The following is a 16,855-nucleotide window of genomic DNA, read 5'->3' as shown; positions in this document are numbered from 1 at the left end:
GCGCCGGGACTTTGATTGTGTCTTTGAATATTGGTAGCCATCACCCACCGGCGAAGAACAAGCCAGCCACGCCGCCGCAGGCCGTCGCTGGCGGTGCCCAGATGCCGCAGCATTCGATGGTGAATCTGAAGACCTACATCGTCGAAGACAGTCCGGTCATTCGCGAAAACCTGATCGCCACGCTCGAGGAGATGGTGCCGCTGGAAGTGGTAGGCACCGCCGAGGACGAATCGAGCGCCGTCTACTGGCTCAGCCACCACGCGCAGCAATGCGACCTGGTCATCATCGACATCTTCCTCAAGGGCGGCTCCGGCCTGGGCGTGCTGCGTTCCACCGTGAATGCACGCGGGCGCTGCAAGCTGGTCGTGTTCAGCAACTACGCCACGCCGGACATGCGGCGCAAGTGCCTGGAACTGGGCGCGGACAAGGTGTTCGACAAGTCGAACGAGATCGATGCGTTGATCAACTATTGCGAGCGCCTGGCTGCCGGCGGCAGCGGCGACACGCACCACGGCGACCTCATCTGAGGCCGCTCGCGGCGGGCCTTGCACCCGCCGCCCTGCTACGCCGCAGGCTACTGGATGAGCCCGTTCTTCAGGGCGTAGTACGTCAGGTCGCTGTTGGAGGAGAGGTTCATCTTCTCCATCACGCGCGAACGGTAGGTGCTCACCGTCTTCACGCTCAGCGACATGCTGTCGGCCATGTGGCCGATGGTCTCTCCCTTGGCCAGCCGCAGGAACACCTGGAACTCCCGCTCCGACAGCGTCTCGTGCGGCGCCTTGTCGCCCGCGCCCGAGAGGCCGTCGGCCAGCAGCTGCGCCACGCCCGAGGTGATGTACTTGCGGCCGCGGTACACGGTGCGGATGGCGGTGACGATCTCTTCCGGATCGCATTCCTTGTTGAGGTAGCCGCTGGCACCCTGCTTGAGCAGCGTGGTGGCGTAGTGCTCCTCCGGGAAGCCGCTCAGGATGAGCACCGGCAGGTCGGGCGCACGGGCCTTGATGGCCGCAAGCGCATCGACGCCGCTCTGGTCAGGCATGGACAAGTCCATGACCAGCACATCCACTTCCCCTTTGCGCACCAGGTCCAGCGCTTCCCGGCCGTTGGAGGCTTCGCCCGTCACGCGAAGGTCCACCTGCTCGGAGAAAAACTGCTTGAGACCGGAGCGCACAATGGCATGGTCATCCACGATGGCGATTCTGATCATGCTCGATACAACCCCAACGAACGTCTGATATACGAAGGCAAGTGTAGATGCAAGCCGCGGCCCTGAACATCCTGGCGCGGGTCAAGCGCAGTCCCTTCCTCTTTCCGTTGGCGTTGGTCGCCGGCATGGCGATGGTGCTGATCACCGAGACGGCCTATGTTCAGGCCACCGGCACGCTGGATGACCTGGGCCGCACCGCCCGTGCGCGCGAGCACCTGCAGACGCTGCTGCGACGTACCGTGGATGCCGAGAGCGGCCAGCGCGGCTTCCTGCTGACCGGGCGCGAGCAGTACCTGGACCCCTACCGTGCGGCACTGAATGAAATCCATGCGTCGCAGCGCTTCCTGAGCGACTATTACGGCGCGATGCCGGACCACGCCGGTCTGATGACCCGCATGAACAAGGCCCTGGATGCCAAGCTGTCGGAACTGGCCACGGTGATGACGCTCTACCGCGAAGGGAGACACGATGCCTGGCGCAACCTGCTGCTGCTGGACATCGGACGAGAAAAGATGGCCGAGATCAGAAACCTGTCGGAAGACCTGTTGAGCGTGGAGTCGCGTCGCGTGGAAAGCGGACGTCGCGGCATCTACGACACCTTGCTGCTGCACCGCATCGGCGTGGGTGCGATGAGCGCCGTGAGCCTGCTGGCGCTGTTCATGTACCTGCGACAGACGCGCGCGCTGGAAGCCGAGCAGGAGGAGCGCCAGCAGGCCATGGCCCGCCAGCGCGACGAGCTGGAGCGCGAGGTGGTGGAGCGCACCCGGCAGCTCACCGAGCTGGCGCAGCACCTGCAGACCGCACGCGAGGACGAGCGCAGCCGCCTGGCGCGCGAGCTGCACGACGAGCTGGGCGCACTGCTCACCGCGGCCAAGCTGGACGCCGCGCGCATCAAGTCGCGCCTGGGTGGCAACTCGCCCGAGGCCTCCGAGCGGCTGGCCCACCTGAGCGAGACGCTCAACAGCGGCATCGCGCTCAAGCGCCGCATCATCGAGGACCTGCGGCCTTCCACGCTGAGCAACTTCGGCCTGGTGCCCGCGCTGGAGATCCTGGCGCGCGAGTTCGGCGAGCGCAGCCAGATCGAGGTGTTCAACCGCATGTCGCCGGTGTCGCTCAAGCCCGCCGACGAGCTCACCGCCTACCGGCTGGTGCAGGAGGCCTTCACCAACATCGCCAAGCATGCGCAGGCCAGCCGCGTGGAGCTGACGCTGGAGGAGCATGAAGGCATGGTGCAGGTGGCGGTGCGCGACAACGGCGTGGGCTTCGACACCGGTGGCAAGACCCGCTCGGCCCATGGCCTGCTGGGCATGCGCTACCGGGTGGAGGCCGCCGGCGGCGAGCTGAGCATCGTCTCCACGCCCGGGCTGGGCACGCAGGTGCTGGCCCTGCTGCCGATGAAGCCGGCGGGCGCGACCGCCTGAGGCCTCGCCGCCTGTGGGCCTTGTCCTACAGCGCGCGAACAGGTCCACCGACAGCGCAGCGGCCCGCCCTCTCATGGGCGGCGCCGGGCCCTCGCCTTACGCTGTATCCATCCCAGCCCCCACCAAGAGAACAGGAGAGCCCCATGCTGCATTACGCCGTCGTCTTCTTCGTCATCGCGCTGGTGGCAGCGCTCTTTGGCTTCGGTGGCATCGCTGCCGGCGCCGCAGGCATCGCCAAGATCCTGTTCTTCGTGTTCGTGATCCTGGCCGTTGCCAGCTTCATCATGGGTGCGATCCGCAAGGGTTGACGCACCGTTGTCAGCCGTTAACCTAGCAGGCCACCGCATGCAGTCTCGACGGTTGATTTTTCTTCCCCTCTGAACCGAAAGAAAGGATCCACCATGGTTTCCACCACGTCTGCAGCCCCGGCCAAGAGCGCGAACGACGTTGCCGACCAGGCCGCCCGGTCTGCCGACAGCGCGATCCGTTCCACCCAGCGCCTGGCCAACGAGTCGCTGGACCAGCTCTCCGACAAGATCCACGAGCTGCGCGATACCGCGGTGCCGGCGATCAACCGCCTGGCCAGCGAAGCCGAGACGCTGGCGCGCCGCGGCCTGGACACGATGCGTGAGCGCAGCGCCCAGATCCGCGACCGCGCGGTGCGCGTGTCGGACAACACCGTCGGCTACATCAAGGACGAGCCGGTCAAGTCCATGCTGATCGCCGCCGCCACCGGTGCGGCGCTGATGGCGCTGGTGTCGCTGCTGAGCCGTTCGCGCGACGACTGATCCACCCGGGCGCCCGGGCCCTGCAGTGCGCTGCAGGTCCGGGCGCTGTCACGAGTGCACCCCGATGAAGCGGTACGGGGCAGCAAGCCGGCAAGCCCCTTCCCTTCCCCCTTTTTCCAGCCGCCCATGTTCCACGCGATATTCCGCCTCATCACCTCGCAGCCGGAGTTGCTGGCCGAGCATGCCGAAGGCTATGCCGACCTCATCGCGCAGGAGATGCAGGCCGCCAGTGCCCGCTGGAAGCGCAGCCTGGTGCTGGGCACCGTGGGCGCCGTCTCGGGCCTGGTGATGCTGATGCTGGCGGGCATGGCGCTGATGCTGTGGGCGGTGACCCCCGACGCCGCGATGCGCGCGCCGTGGCTGCTGGTCGTGGTGCCCGCGGTGCCGGCGGTGGTGGCCATCGGCTGCTGGTCTGCCTTGAGCAGCCAGGCCAAGGGCAGCGGTTTTGCCACGCTGCGCGAGCAGCTGGCCGCCGATGCCGCGATGCTGCGTGAAGTGAGCGCGTCATGAGCGGCCTGGCCCCCGATCCTTTCGACCAGCAGGCCGCGGGCCAGGAGCCGCCGCTGCCGCCCGCGGGTGAACCGCTGCCGGTGCTGTCGCCGGCCGAACGCCTGTCCATCTCGCGAGCCCGCATGCGTGGCTTCCTGATGGAGCGCACCGCGGCCGGCCGCCGCCGTCGCGCCACGGTGGGCGATGCGTCGGCCCTGCCGGGCATCGACCTGCTCATGGCCAAGCTGCAGGAGCATCCCATGGCCGCGGCCGTGGTGGATGCGGTGACCAACTGGTGGAAGAGCCATCCGGTGCATGCCTTCGGCGTGATCCTCGGCTCGGCCGCGCGGGATGCGGCCGGCCCGCTGGTACGGCGCCATCCGATCGCGGCCGTGGCCGCGGCGGTGGTGGGCGGCGCGCTGCTGCTGCGCATGCGGCCGTGGCGGTTGGTGCTGAAGTCGGCCCTCTTCGCCGGGCTGGCTTCGCAGGTGGCCTCGCGGCTGGTGTCGGCGGTGCCGCTGGACACGGTGATGGCTACCCTGATGAAGTTCACCGGCGGCAAGCCCGCCAACGGCGGTCCGCCGCCCTGACAGGACCCCAACGTCCATCGCTCGAAGTGCATCTCTCCCTCCTCCCTCAGCACTTCGGAACCCCAGCGATGGACTTTTTCCAGGCGCGCTTCGGCGCGCTTTTTTTGGCCTGCAGCCAGGCGTTTCAAACGTAACACCACACGCGGCCCCGTCCTACAGCGGGAGGGCCCGCCTTCCGATTCGTTGCGCAAGGCCTGAAACCTAGAGTCACCTCATCGCACAGCAGGAGGGACACACGATGTTGAAGTGGGCACTGATCTTCGCGGTCATCTCGTTGGTGGCCGGCGTGCTCGGCTTCAGCGGCGTGGCGGCCGGCGCCGCGGGCATCGCCAAGGTGCTGTTCGTGGTGTTCCTGGTGATGTTCATCGTGGTCGTGGCCCTGGCACTGCTGGGCATCGGCGCGGTGAAGAAGAAGCTCTAACCGTCCGACCCAGAAGGCAAGACCCCATGAACGACAACGAATCGAACGACGCGCCCCAGCTGAAGCTGGACGAGCAAGCCATCGAAGCCGCCAAGCGCAGCCTGGACGAAGGCGCGGTGACGCCCAGCTACGGCCCCTGGCGCGACCAGATCGTCAAGCTGCTGAACGACGCGCTGGCCACCGAGCTGGTGTGCGTGCTGCGCTACAAGCGCCATCACTTCACCGCCAAGGGCATGGCCTCGCCGGCCATCGCCGACGAGTTCATGGTGCATGCGCAGGAAGAGACCGCGCACAGCGACAAGATTGCCGAGCGCATCGTGCAGCTCGGTGGTGAACCCGACTATTCGCCGGCCACGCTGCTGCAACGCAGCCATGCCGACTACGACGAGAACCTGGACCTCAAGGCCATGGTCCGGGCCAATCTCGTCGCCGAGCGTGTCGCGGTCGAGACCTACCGCCAGATGATCGACCTCATCGGCGACAAGGACCCGACCACCCGCAGGCTGCTCGAAGACGTGCTCCGTGATGAGGAAGAGCACGCCGACGAGATGGCCGACCTGCTGGACCAGTGAGTCCCGCAGACAGCAACAACCACCCAGACCCTGCACCCGAAAGAGAAGGAGAACCTCCATGCTGAACGTCCGTACCACCCTCGCCGCCGTCGTGTCCGCCGTTGCCCTGACCGTGATGGGCGGCTGCGCCGTCGTGCGCGACCAGCAGACCGCGGGCGCCTATGTCGACGACGCCGCCATCACCGCCGCGGTGAAGGCCAAGTTCATCGAGAGCAAGCAGGTCGACGCCGGCGCCATCAACGTGGAGACGCTCAACGGCACCGTGCAGCTGGCCGGCTTCGCCAAGAGCTCGAGCGAGAAGGCCATGGCCGAATCGCTGGCCGGCGGCGTGAAGAACGTCAAGGGCGTGCGCAACTCCATCGTGGTCCGCCCGTAAGGCAGCCGCGAGACCTGCAGGAGCCCGCCATGAACTGGGACCGCATCGAAGGCAACTGGAAGCAGCTCAAGGGCAAGGTCAAGGAGCAGTGGGGCCAGCTGACCGATGACGACTTCGACGTCGTCAACGGCCGGCGCGAGCAGCTGGCCGGCAAGATCCAGGAACGCTACGGCGTCGCCCGGGACGAAGCCGAACGCCAGGTTGCGAGCTGGGAACGCAGCGCCACCGACAACTGGTTTGCCAACGAGCGTGACCGCATCTGACGGCGCACCTGCATGACTGATCCGGGCAGCCTTCGCATGGGCGGCCCGCACGGGCCCGATGCTCCCCTGGTGGACATCGGGCCCTTGTTGTTCGAAGCCACCCCATGAAGTCCGCCGACCCTCCCTGGCCCGCCCTGGCCTCCGCCGACCCGCAGTCGGCGCCCCGCCCGCCGGCACCACGGCCGCGTTCCAGCGCGGCGGCCATCGTGCTGGCCACCCTGGCGGTGGTGGCGGTGCTGTGGTGGGGCCAGCGCTTCATGATCCCGGTCGTCACCGGGCTGCTGCTGGCCATGCTGCTGATGCCGGCCGTGGCGGCACTGGGGCGGCTGCTGCGCACGCAGGCCGCCGCCGCGGGCATCGCGCTGGTGGTGTGCCTGGCGGTGATCGGCGTAGCGGTGGGCGCCTTCGGCGGCCAACTGGTGCGCATGGCCGAGCGGGTGCCGGAGATGATCTCGCTGGCCGCGCAGCGGGTGGCCGAGATGGAGCCGGCGCAGGACACCCTGTTCAGCCGCGCACGCCGTGCGCTGCGCGACCTGGACCGCGCGGCCAACCGGGTGATGGGCGCTTCGCCGCCCGCGCCGGATTCGGCGCCGCGGCCTGCCCGCACGCGGGTGGCGCCGCCGGCCGCCGCGGGCGCGCCGGCGGATGCGGCCTCGGCGCCCGCGCTCAGCGACCGCGCCGCCGCCGCGCTGCAGGAAACCGCGGTCAGCGGATCCGGCGTGGTGCTGGAGTTCGTGGCCGACCTGCTCATCATCTTCTTCACCGCCTTCTTCGTGCTGGCCGGTGGCCGCCGCATGCGGCTGCGGGTGATCGACCTCTGGGGCGACCATCCCGGCACCCGGCGGCGGGTGGAGATCGCGATGGTGGAGTGCGCCCAGCAGGTGCGCCGCTACATCGTGGTGCTGATGATCACCAACGTGCTCACCGGCGTGGCGGTGTGGATCGCCTTCCTGGCTGCCGGCCTGCCGGACGCCGGCAGCTGGGGCCTGACGGCCGGCGTGCTCCACATGGTGCCGTACATCGGCATGGCGCTGATGACGGCACTCGCCGGTGCCGAGGCCTTCCTGGCCCACGGCACCTGGACCGCGATGATCGGCATGGCCGCCTTCGTGGTGGCGCTGTCCACCGTCATCGGCATGCTGGTGACGGCCTGGCTGCAGGGCCGCGCGGCCAAGATGAACCCGGCGGCGGTGTTCATCGGCATCGTGTTCTGGGGCGCGCTGTGGGGCGTGTGGGGCCTGTTCCTCGGCCCGGTGCTGATCGCGCTGCTCAAGACCGTGGCCGCGCACACCCGTTGGGGCGTGCGGCTGGCCTACCTGCTCAAGGGATGACACTGTCGGGATGAGCTTCGTCACCACCTGGACCGAACGTGTCACCCGATGGCTGCCGCTGCGCATCGCGCTGGCGGCCTTCGAACGTTTCAGCGATGCCAAGGGCGCCAGCCATGGCGGCGCGGTGGCCTTCTATGCGGCCTTTTCCATCGCGCCGATGCTGGTGGTGGTCACCAGCGTGATGGTGTGGCTGCTCGGCGACCAGGGCGCGCAGGCGTCGTTGCTCGACACCATGTCCCGGCTGATCGGCGAGCGCGAGACGCAGGTGCTGCAGCAGCTGCTGGAGCAGGCCTCGGGCCGGCTGTCGGCCGAGAACACGGCCTGGGGCTCCTGGCTGGCGCTGGGCACCACGCTGGTGGGCGCCACCGCGGTGTTCGTGGAGATGCGTGCGGCGCTGCAGTCCATGCTGAACGAGAAGCCCAGCGGCGCGGCCTGGTGGCGGCTGCTGCGGGTGCGGCTGCTGGCCGCCGGCATGGTGCTGGGCTGCGGCTTCCTGCTGTCGGTGGCGCTGCTGGTGCAGACGGCCGCGCTGGTGGCGTTGAAGTGGGTGTCGGTGCGCTGGCCACTGCTGGCGCCGCTGCTGGCGCTGGTGGAAAGCCTGTGGTCATGGGCCGTCATCACGCTGCTGTTCGCGGCCATGATCCGCTGGCTGCCGACCACCCGGCTACCCAAGCGGCATGCGCTGATCGGCGCGGCCGTGGCGGCGGGCCTGTTCATGCTCGGGCGCTTCGGCATCAGCCTGTACGTGGCCACCACGGCCACGCAGTCGGCGCTGGGCGCCGCGGGCTCCTTCGCAGCCCTGCTGGTGTGGGTGTACTGGTCGAGCCAGATCTTCCTGCTGGGTGCCGCGGTGGCGGTGGAGCTGGGCGCGGTGGGCCGCGAGGGCCCGGCGGCTCAGGGCCAGCGGGTGTAATGCACGCTGGCAGGCGCCGCACCCGGGCCGGCCGGCAGGCTGTAGATCGCATGCACCCGGTCGATGGCGGCGCCGGCTTCCTCGCCGCGCTCCATCGCCTGCGCATCGGCGGCGGCCACCGCGGCCGCGGGCGCGGCCTGGGCGCGCAGCTCGCTGCGTTCCACCGCGCCGTCCACCACGCCATAGAAGCCCCACAGCAGCCCCACGGCGGCCACGCTGCCGATGGCGGCCAGCCAGCCTTCGCGCTGCTGCGCACGCGGCGGCGGCGCCGGCTGCAGCGGCCGGGCCTCGGGCTCGGCGACCACGTCCGCATCGTCGGCACCGGGCGCACCGCCCTGGTACCAGCGCTCGAAGCCGTCGTCGATGTCGTGTGCGCCGTCCTGCGCACGGGGGGTGGGTGCTTGCATGGGGCTGCTCCTCGATTCGCTCTGGACAGCATGGTGGCGCCCGCCGCGCGGCGGTGCAGGCAGCGCAGGCCGGCACCTGCTGTAGGCCGCTGCCTACCGTGGCTGCCAGCCGAAAACCGCCTTCTAGAATGGGTCGGCCGATGCCTGATGCACTGACCCTCCTCGTCCTCCTCCCGTTCATCGGCAGCGCCGTGGCTGCGCTGCTTCCCTCGAACGCCCGCAACACCGAATCCACGCTGGCCGGCATCGTGGCGCTGGCGGGCACGCTGCAGGTGGCCTGGCTCTATCCGCAGGTGGCCGATGGCGGCGTGCTGGAGCACCGCATCGGCTGGATGCCCAGCCTGGGCGTGGACATCGTGCTGCGCATGGACGGCTTTGCCTGGATGTTCGCCATGCTGGTCATGGGCGTGGGCACGCTGGTGGTGCTGTACGCCCGCTACTACATGAACCCGGCCGACCCGGTGCCGCGCTTCTTCTCGTTCCTGCTGGGCTTCATGGGCTCGATGATGGGCGTGGTGCTGTCGGGCAACCTGGTGCAGCTGGTGCTGTTCTGGGAACTCACCAGCCTGTTCTCCTTCCTGCTCATCGGCTACTGGCACCACCGCGGCGATGCCCGCCGCGGGGCCCGCATGGCCCTCACCGTCACCGGTGCCGGCGGCCTGGCGCTGCTGGCCGGCGTGCTGATGCTGGGCCAGATGGTGGGCAGCTACGAGCTGGATGCGGTGCTGGCCTCGGGCGACGTGGTGCGGGCCCATCCGCTGTACCTGCCGATGCTGGTGCTGGTGCTGCTGGGCGCGCTGACCAAGAGCGCGCAGGTGCCCTTCCAGTTCTGGCTGCCGCATGCCATGGCCGCGCCCACGCCGGTCTCGGCCTACCTGCATTCGGCCACGATGGTGAAGGCCGGCGTGTTCCTGCTGGCCCGGCTGTGGCCGGTGCTGGCCAACACCGAGGCCTGGTTCTGGATCGTGGGCGGCGCCGGTGCGGCCACGCTGCTGTTCGGTGCGTACACCGCGATGTTCCAGCGCGACCTGAAGGGCCTGCTGGCCTATTCCACGATCAGCCACCTGGGGCTGATCACGCTGCTGCTGGGCCTGAACAGCCCGCTGGCCGCGGTGGCGGCGGTGTTCCACATCATGAACCACGCCACCTTCAAGGCCTCGCTGTTCATGGCCGCCGGCATCATCGACCACGAGACCGGCACGCGCGTCATCGGCCGCCTCAACGGCCTGTTCAAGGCCATGCCCATCACCGGCACGCTGGCGATGGTGGCCAGTGCGGCCATGGCCGGCGTGCCGCTGCTCAACGGCTTCCTGTCCAAGGAGATGTTCTTCGCCGAGACGGTCTACATCAGCTCGCTGCCGTGGGTGGAGACCGGGCTGCCGGTGATCGCCACGCTGGCCGGCATCTTCAGCGTGGCCTATTCGCTGCGCTTTTCCTATGACATCTTCTTCGGCCCGCTCACGCCCGACCTGCCGCGTGCGCCGCATGAGCCGCCGCACTGGATGCGGGTGCCGGTGGAGCTGCTGGTGCTGGCCTGCGTGGTGGTGGGCATGTTCCCGGCGCTGTCGGTGGGTGCCTTCCTGGCCACCGCCGCGCGGCCGGTGGTGGGCGGCACGCTGCCGGACTACAGCCTGGCCATCTGGCACGGCTTCAACGCGCCGATGATGATGAGCCTGGTGGCGCTGGCCGGCGGCACGCTGCTGTACTTCGCGCTCAAGCGCCAGTTCGAGCGCGGCCGCCTGCACCGCACGCCGATGACCGGCGGCCTGCATGGCAAGGCGGTGTTCGAGCGGGCGGTGACGCAGCTGTCGTGGTTTGCGCGCTGGGCGTCGCGCGCCTTCGGCACCCGGCGGCTGCAGCCGCAGATGCGCTGGCTCTTCTTCTCGGCCATGGTGGCGGCCTTCATGGCGCTGCAGCCGCTGGGCCTGGCCGCCGGCGGGCGGCCGCTGGTGGAGCCCGCGGCCACCTTCGTGCTGATGTGGGTGGTGGGCGCGGCCTGCGCGGTAGGCGCGGCCTGGCAGGCCAAGTACCACCGGCTGGTGGCGCTGATCCTCGCGTCCGGCGCTGGCCTGATCACCTGCCTGACCTTCGTCTGGTTCTCGGCGCCCGACCTGGCGCTCACCCAGCTGGCGGTGGAGATCGTGACCACGGTGCTGCTGCTGCTGGGCCTGCGCTGGCTGCCGCAGCGGCTGATGCCCGAGGCCCTGGGCACGATGCGCCGCGGCCGCGGCCCCGGCTGGCGCCGCACCCGCGACCTGCTGCTGGCCCTGGGGGCCGGCAGCGGCATGGCGGTGCTGGCCTACGCGATGATGACGCGGCCCTTCCCGCAGAGCATCTCGCCCTACTTCCTGGAGCGCTCGCTGCCGCAGGGCGGCGGCACCAACGTGGTCAACGTGCTGCTGGTGGACTTCCGCGGCTTCGACACGCTGGGCGAGATCAGCGTGCTGGGCGTGGTGGCGCTCACGGTGTATGCGCTGCTGCGCCGCTTCCGGCCCGCGCCCGAGAGCGTGGAGCTGCCGCCGCAGCAGCGCCACCTGCCCACCGAGCCCTTGAGCACCGACCTGCTGCCGCCGCCCACCGCGGCGCAGGCCGCGGCATCGCCGCTGGCCTTCGGCTACATGGTGGTGCCCAAGGTGCTGTCGCGGCTGCTGCTGCCGGTGGCCATGGTGTTCGCGGTGCATCTGTTCCTGCGGGGGCACAACCAGCCGGGCGGCGGCTTCGCGGCGGGGCTGGTGGTGGCATCGGCGCTGGTGCTGCAGTACATGGTGGCCGGCACCCAGTGGGTGGAGTCGCACTTCTGGCTGCGGCCGCAGCGCTGGATCGCCACCGGACTGGGCATCGCCTGGCTCACCGGCATGGGCGCGCTGGCGCTGGGCTACCCCTTCCTCACCACCCACACCGCGCACCTGCACCTGCCGGTGGTGGGCGAGCTGCACGTGGCCAGCGCGCTGTTCTTCGACATCGGCGTGTTCGCGCTGGTGGTGGGCGCCACCATGCTGATCCTCATCGCGCTGGCGCACCAGTCGCTGCGCAGCCACCGCGTGGCGCGCGAGCCGCTCACCGGGCCGCTGGCCGACGGACGGAGCAGCTGATGGAGATCACCCTGTCCATCGCCATCGGCGTGCTCACCGCCTCGGGCGTGTGGCTGCTGCTGCGCCCGCGCACCTTCCAGGTGGTGATGGGCATGGCGCTGCTGTCGTATGCGGTCAACCTCTTCATCTTCGGCATGGGCCGGCTGTCCATCGACAAGGAACCCATCATCCGCCCCGGCGTGCCGCTGGACCTGCTGCACTACGACGACCCGCTGCCGCAGGCGCTGGTGCTCACCGCCATCGTCATCGGCTTCGCGATGACGGCGCTGCTGCTGGTGGTGCTGCTGGCCTCGCGCGGCCTCAACGGCACCGACCACGTCGACGGCGAAGAATCCCCGACCGCCGCCCCCCGGCGGGCCGGCCGGCGTACAAGCCGGACGGGGGCAGACCTCATGACTTCGTTGATGGTCGCCCCCATCCTGCTGCCGATGCTGGCCGCGGTGCTGATGCTGGCCGCGCAGCACCGGCGCCGCTGGCACCTGGCCATCAACCTCGTGGCCACCACCGCCAGCCTGGGAGTGGCGCTGATGCTGCTGCACTGGGTCAAGCACAACGGCGCGCCCGGCGCCGTGGGCGTGTACCTGCCGGGCAACTGGAACGTGCCCTTCGGCATCGTGCTGGCGGCCGACCGGCTGTCGGTGCTGATGCTGGTGCTCACGGCCGTGGTGGCGCTGGCATCGCTGGTGTTCGCCATCGCCCGCTGGGACCGCGCGGGCGTGTACTTCCATCCCCTCTTCCAGCTGCAGCTGATGGGGCTGAACGGCGTGTTCCTCACCGCCGACCTGTTCAACCTGTTCGTGTTCTTCGAGGTGATGCTGTCGGCCAGCTACGGCCTGCTGCTGCACGGCTCGGGCCGCTGGCGGGTGCGCGCCGGGCTGCACTACCTCGTCATCAACCTGGCCGCCTCGTCGTTGTTCCTGGTGGGCGTGAGCATGCTGTACGGCGTGACCGGCACCCTCAACATGGCCGACATGGCGCAGCGCATCGCGGTGCTGCCGGCCGAGGACCGCGGGCTGCTGCATGCGGGCGCCGCCATCCTGGCCATCGCCTTCCTCACCAAGGCGGCGATGTGGCCGCTCAACTTCTGGCTGGTGCCGGCCTACACCGCGGCCAGCGCGCCGGTGGGGGCGCTGTTCGCCATCCTGACGAAGGTGGGCCTGTACACCGTGCTGCGGCTGTGGTCGCTGATGTTCCCGGCCGGCGCGGGCGATTCGGCCTATTTCGGCGGCCGCTGGCTGCTGCTGGCCGGCATCGCCACGCTGGCGGTGGCCGCGCTCAGCATGCTGGCGTCGCAGAAGATCGACCGGCTGGCCGCGCTGGCGGTGGTGGTGTCCTCGGGCACCTTGATGGCGGCCATCAGCTTCGGGCAGCCGGGGCTCACCGCGGGCGCGCTGTTCTACCTGCTGAGTTCCACGCTGGCGCTGGCCGCCTTGTTCCTGCTGGCCGAGCTGATCGAGCGCTCGCGCCAGATCCAGGCCGGCGCCGAGAAGGCCGAGGCCCGCGGACTGGCCTTTCCGGTGGAGGACCTGGAGCCGTCGGAATTCGACGATGCCGGCGAGGCCATCACCGGCCGCGCCATCCCGGCGGCCATGGCCTTCCTGGGCGTGAGCTTCATCGCCTGCACGCTGCTGGTGGCGGGCATGCCGCCGCTGTCGGGCTTCGTGGGCAAGTTCAGCATGCTGGTGGCGCTGATCCATCCGCAGGGCCTGGGCGGCCTGGGCGTGGCCGACACGCCGCGCCAGGCCTGGCTGCTGCTGGGGCTGCTGATCGTCTCCGGCCTGTTGTCGCTGTGGTCGCTCACCGGCGCCGGCGTGCGCTACTTCTGGACGCCGCTGCACCGGCCCGCGCCGCACCTGAAGATCATCGAATGCGCGCCCATCGCCGGCCTGCTGCTGGCCTGCGTGCTGCTCACGGTGCATGCCGAGGCCGTGCTGCGCTACACCCGCGCCACCGCCGAGGCCCTGCAGACGCCTTCGCTGTACATCGAGGCGGTGATGACCACCCAGCCCAAGCCCCAGCCCACCGACGCCGACGTGGGGGTGCTGCAGTGATGCGCCGCCTGCTGCCTGCGCCGCTGCTGTCGGCCGCGCTGCTGGCGCTGTGGCTGCTGCTGGCCGACAGCGGCTCGGCCGGCCAGTGGTTGCTGGGCGCGGTGGTGGCCATCGGCGCGCCGCTGCTCACCGCTTCGCTGCGGCCGGGGCGGGTGCGCATGCGCCGACCGGGCGTGGCCCTGCTGCTGCTGGCCCGCGTGGCGCGCGATGTGGTGGCCTCCAACCTGCGGGTGCTGCACGGGGTGCTGCGCGGTGCCTTCGGCGGCCCGCAGCGCTGGCCGCGCTCGGGTTTCGTGCAGGTGCCCATCACGCTGCGAGACGCCAATGCGCTGGCCGCGCTGGCCGTCATCCTGGCGGTGATCCCGGGCACGGTGTGGTGCGAGCTGTCGCCCGACGGCCGCACACTGCTGCTGCATGTGTTCGACCTGGGCGACGAGGCGGCGCTGGTGGCCGAGATCCACCAGCGCTACGAGCGCCCGCTGCAGGAGATCTTCGAATGACGCCCGCCATCTCTCCGCTGCTGTGGACGGCCATGCTGATCGCCTTCGGCTGCTTCGCGCTGGCCATGGTCATCACCGTCGTGCGCCTGTTCATCGGCCCCAGCGCCCAGGACCGCGTGCTGGCGCTGGACTACCTCACCATCACCGCGCTGCTGCTGATGCTGGTGCTGGGCCTGCGCCACCACAGCAGCATGTACTTCGAGGCGGCGCTGCTGGTGGCGATGCTGGGCTTCATCACCTCCATCGGGCTGGCCCGCTTCCTGTTGCGCGGCGAGGTGGTGGAGTGATGGCCTGGTGGATCGAGGTCCTGGTGGCCGCCCTGCTGGTGGCCAGCGGCCTGCTGGCGCTGGCCGGCGCGGTGGGCCTGCTGCGCCTGCCCGACTTCTTCCAGCGCATGCACCCGCCGGCGCTGGCCATCACGCTGGGCAGCTGGTGCGTGGCGCTGGCCTCGGTGCTGTACTTCTCGGCGCTGGACGAGCGGCCGGTGCTGTCGGCCTGGCTGATCCCCATCCTGCTGGCCATCACCGCGCCGATCACCAGCCTGCTGCTGGCGCGCGCGGCCCTCTTCCGCCAGCGCGGCTTCGCCGCCAAGCGGCATGCGGGGCCGCCGCGCGACGGCCCCGGCGAGGCGCCGCCGCCCTCTTCCGCGGCGCGGCACGGTCCCCCCCTGAGCCTGCCATGTACGAGAAGTTCTTCGGCCTGAAGCAGGCGCCGTTCTCCATCGCGCCCGACCCGCACTACCTCTACATGAGCGAGCGCCACCGCGAGGCGCTGGCCCACCTGCTGTACGGGCTGGGCGGCGGTGGCGGCTTCGTGCTGCTGACCGGCGAGATCGGCGCCGGCAAGACCACCGTGTGCCGCGCCTTCCTGGAGCAGATTCCGGCGGGCTGCCATGTGGCCTACATCTTCAATCCCAAGCTCAGCGCGCTGGAGCTGCTGAAGACGGTGTGCGACGAGTTCCGCATCGCGCCCCCGGCCGCCGGCGCCGCGGCCACGGTGAAGGACTACGTCGACGTGCTGAACGGCTTCCTGCTGCAGGCCCATGCGGCGGGGCGCAACAGCGTGCTGGTGATCGACGAGGCGCAGAACCTGTCGGCCGACGTGCTGGAGCAGCTGCGCCTGCTCACCAACCTGGAGACCAGCGAGCGCAAGCTGCTGCAGATCGTGCTCATCGGCCAGCCCGAGCTGCGCACCATGCTGGCCAGCCCGGCGCTGGAGCAGCTGGCGCAGCGGGTGATCGCGCGCTTCCACCTCGATGCGCTGAGCGCGCCCGAGACAGCGCAGTACGTGGCCCATCGGCTGGCCGTGGCCGGGCTGCATGGCGCCCTGCCCTTCGATGCCGATGCGCTGGCCCGGGTGCACCTGCGCGCCCGCGGCGTGCCGCGGCGCATCAACCTGCTGTGCGACCGCGCGCTGCTGGGCGCCTATGCCCGCGGCCTGCCGCGGGTGGACCGCGCGCTGGCGGACCTGGCGGCGGCCGAGGTGTTCGACGCGCCGGCGACGCCGCCCGCCCGTCGCCCGAGCCGCCGCACCATGGGCTGGGGCCTGGCCGTGGCCGCCACCGCCGCCACCGCCGGCCTGGCGGCGGGCGTGCTGCTGCTGGCGCCGGACCGGCTGGCCGGCCTGTGGCAGCAGCAGCCGGCCGCGGTGGCCGGGGCACGGCCGGCCGGCGCGACCGGCACCGCGCCTGCCGCACGCACGCCGGGCACGACGGGGCCCCAGGCGGCGGCCTCGGGCGCCGGGCCGGTCGCGGCCGCAGCCAGCGCGGCCTCCTCGGTGACGACCGGTGCACCGGCGGGCGCCCTGCCCGCCACGGCGACGGCTGCTGCCGACAGCCCCGGCCCGGCGGCCAGCGCCGCCGGCTTCGACCTGCCCGCGCTGCTGGCCATGCTGCCGCGCGACGAGCGGGCCGCCTGGCGGCTGCTGGCGCCGGCCTGGGCCCTGCCGGCCGATGCGGCCGAACCCTGCGCCGACTGGGCGCGGCTGCAGGTGCAGTGCTTCCGCGGCCCGGCCAACCTGGCCCAGGTGCGGCTGCTCGACCGCCCCGGCCTGCTGACGCTGGCCGACGGCCGCGGCGGCCAGGTCTATGCGCTGCTCACCGGCATCAGCGCCGGCCAGGCGCAGCTGCAGGTGCAGGGCCAGTCGCGCGCGGTGCCGCTGGGTGCGCTGGCGCAGGCCTGGACCGGCGAGTTCGCCACGCCAGGCGGCTGCCGCCCGAGCCTGTCGGCGCCGAGGCCCAGTCGGCCGCGCTGGCCGACCGCCTGGACCGCGCGCTGGGCACGCCGCGCGACGGCGCCGCGCTGCGCGAGCGCCTGCAGACCTTCCAGCGCGCCCAGGGCCTGCGCGCCGACGGCGTGCTGGGCCCGATGACCACCATGCAGCTCAACCGCGCCACCGGCGTGCAAGAGCCCCGGCTTGCGCAAGGAAGTTGACG

At 70.7% G+C, this 16,855-nt stretch carries 20 protein-coding genes and 1 pseudogene; 19 read left to right on the top strand and 2 right to left on the bottom strand.

Annotated elements, in window-relative coordinates; all coding sequences use genetic code 11:
* Nucleotides 1-116: 116 nt before the first annotated feature.
* Nucleotides 117-527 carry a response regulator transcription factor gene (locus LRS14_RS00265; RefSeq protein ID WP_157039755.1) on the top strand — a complete coding sequence of 137 codons (411 nt, stop codon included), beginning with the start codon at nt 117-119 and terminating at the stop codon, nt 525-527.
* A gap of 47 nt (nt 528-574) precedes the next feature.
* On the opposite strand, the gene LRS14_RS00260 is transcribed toward LRS14_RS00265, so the two are convergent.
* Nucleotides 575-1,207 (bottom strand): response regulator transcription factor, encoded by a 633-nt coding sequence (locus tag LRS14_RS00260; RefSeq protein ID WP_046115480.1) that lies wholly within the window; start codon nt 1,205-1,207, stop codon nt 575-577.
* 47 nt (nt 1,208-1,254) lie between these two features.
* Between LRS14_RS00260 and LRS14_RS00255 the strand changes: the two genes are divergently transcribed.
* The 11 genes from LRS14_RS00255 (at nt 1,255) to LRS14_RS00205 (ending at nt 8,371) form a co-directional block, all read left to right on the top strand.
* Nucleotides 1,255-2,628 (top strand): CHASE3 domain-containing protein, encoded by a 1,374-nt coding sequence (locus LRS14_RS00255; protein WP_046115481.1) that lies wholly within the window; start codon nt 1,255-1,257, stop codon nt 2,626-2,628.
* A 143-nt stretch (nt 2,629-2,771) separates the two neighbouring features.
* Nucleotides 2,772-2,936 (top strand): DUF1328 domain-containing protein, encoded by a 165-nt coding sequence (locus LRS14_RS00250; RefSeq protein ID WP_046115482.1) that lies wholly within the window; start codon nt 2,772-2,774, stop codon nt 2,934-2,936.
* 93 nt (nt 2,937-3,029) lie between these two features.
* Nucleotides 3,030-3,416, top strand: coding sequence for a hypothetical protein (locus tag LRS14_RS00245; protein ID WP_046115483.1), 387 nt, complete (start codon nt 3,030-3,032; stop codon nt 3,414-3,416).
* 126 nt (nt 3,417-3,542) lie between these two features.
* A complete protein-coding gene (locus tag LRS14_RS00240) occupies nt 3,543-3,926 on the top strand; it encodes a hypothetical protein (protein WP_257798156.1) in 384 nt (127 codons plus the stop codon).
* The gene (locus LRS14_RS00235) at nt 3,923-4,495 is read left to right on the top strand and encodes a hypothetical protein (protein ID WP_257798155.1); all 573 of its coding nucleotides are present in this window, start codon (nt 3,923-3,925) and stop codon (nt 4,493-4,495) included. Before LRS14_RS00240 ends, LRS14_RS00235 begins: the two co-directional genes overlap by 4 nt.
* 238 nt (nt 4,496-4,733) lie before the next feature.
* Complete coding sequence (locus tag LRS14_RS00230; RefSeq protein ID WP_046115486.1) at nt 4,734-4,916, top strand: DUF1328 domain-containing protein; 183 nt, start codon at nt 4,734-4,736, stop codon at nt 4,914-4,916.
* A gap of 26 nt (nt 4,917-4,942) precedes the next feature.
* Nucleotides 4,943-5,488, top strand: coding sequence for a bacterioferritin (locus LRS14_RS00225; RefSeq protein WP_046115487.1), 546 nt, complete (start codon nt 4,943-4,945; stop codon nt 5,486-5,488).
* 58 nt (nt 5,489-5,546) lie between these two features.
* On the top strand, nt 5,547-5,864 hold the full coding sequence (locus LRS14_RS00220; RefSeq protein WP_404977512.1) for a BON domain-containing protein: 318 nt from the start codon (nt 5,547-5,549) through the stop codon (nt 5,862-5,864).
* A gap of 29 nt (nt 5,865-5,893) precedes the next feature.
* Nucleotides 5,894-6,127, top strand: coding sequence for a CsbD family protein (locus tag LRS14_RS00215; protein ID WP_046115489.1), 234 nt, complete (start codon nt 5,894-5,896; stop codon nt 6,125-6,127).
* Between the two features lie 104 nt (nt 6,128-6,231).
* Complete coding sequence (locus LRS14_RS00210; protein WP_257798154.1) at nt 6,232-7,458, top strand: AI-2E family transporter; 1,227 nt, start codon at nt 6,232-6,234, stop codon at nt 7,456-7,458.
* Nucleotides 7,459-7,468: 10 nt separating this feature from the next.
* The gene (locus LRS14_RS00205) at nt 7,469-8,371 is read left to right on the top strand and encodes a YihY/virulence factor BrkB family protein (RefSeq protein WP_257798153.1); all 903 of its coding nucleotides are present in this window, start codon (nt 7,469-7,471) and stop codon (nt 8,369-8,371) included.
* On the opposite strand, the gene LRS14_RS00200 is transcribed toward LRS14_RS00205, so the two are convergent.
* A complete protein-coding gene (locus LRS14_RS00200; RefSeq protein WP_046115492.1) occupies nt 8,353-8,778 on the bottom strand; it encodes a hypothetical protein in 426 nt (141 codons plus the stop codon). The two genes, LRS14_RS00205 and LRS14_RS00200, sit on opposite strands and share 19 nt — an antisense overlap.
* Before the next feature lie 140 nt (nt 8,779-8,918).
* Between LRS14_RS00200 and LRS14_RS00195 the strand changes: the two genes are divergently transcribed.
* From LRS14_RS00195 to LRS14_RS30085, 7 genes and pseudogenes are all read left to right on the top strand, one after another.
* Complete coding sequence (locus LRS14_RS00195) at nt 8,919-11,870, top strand: monovalent cation/H+ antiporter subunit A (RefSeq protein WP_257798152.1); 2,952 nt, start codon at nt 8,919-8,921, stop codon at nt 11,868-11,870.
* On the top strand, nt 11,870-13,921 hold the full coding sequence (locus LRS14_RS00190; RefSeq protein ID WP_257798151.1) for a monovalent cation/H+ antiporter subunit D: 2,052 nt from the start codon (nt 11,870-11,872) through the stop codon (nt 13,919-13,921). The genes LRS14_RS00195 and LRS14_RS00190 overlap by 1 nt, the downstream gene beginning before the upstream one ends.
* Nucleotides 13,921-14,421, top strand: a complete 501-nt coding sequence (locus tag LRS14_RS00185) for a Na+/H+ antiporter subunit E (protein ID WP_046115496.1) — start codon at nt 13,921-13,923, stop codon at nt 14,419-14,421. The genes LRS14_RS00190 and LRS14_RS00185 overlap by 1 nt, the downstream gene beginning before the upstream one ends.
* Entirely contained in the window at nt 14,418-14,708 is a 291-nt protein-coding gene (locus tag LRS14_RS00180; protein WP_198157043.1) for a K+/H+ antiporter subunit F, read from the top strand. The genes LRS14_RS00185 and LRS14_RS00180 overlap by 4 nt, the downstream gene beginning before the upstream one ends.
* Nucleotides 14,708-15,124 carry a Na+/H+ antiporter subunit G gene (locus tag LRS14_RS00175; RefSeq protein WP_257798150.1) on the top strand — a complete coding sequence of 139 codons (417 nt, stop codon included), beginning with the start codon at nt 14,708-14,710 and terminating at the stop codon, nt 15,122-15,124. The genes LRS14_RS00180 and LRS14_RS00175 overlap by 1 nt, the downstream gene beginning before the upstream one ends.
* Nucleotides 15,100-16,791, top strand: a complete 1,692-nt coding sequence (locus LRS14_RS00170) for an AAA family ATPase (protein ID WP_310740777.1) — start codon at nt 15,100-15,102, stop codon at nt 16,789-16,791. Before LRS14_RS00175 ends, LRS14_RS00170 begins: the two co-directional genes overlap by 25 nt.
* Nucleotides 16,749-16,853, top strand: a pseudogene (locus LRS14_RS30085) (hypothetical protein); the annotation flags it as partial. The gene LRS14_RS00170 and the pseudogene LRS14_RS30085, both read left to right, overlap by 43 nt.
* Nucleotides 16,854-16,855 lie beyond the last annotated feature (2 nt).

The sequence above is a fragment of the Aquincola sp. J276 genome (genome assembly GCF_024700035.1).
Taxonomy (GTDB): Bacteria; Pseudomonadota; Gammaproteobacteria; order Burkholderiales; family Burkholderiaceae_C; genus Aquincola; species Aquincola tertiaricarbonis.
This window is presented reverse-complemented; position numbering and strand designations above follow the sequence as displayed.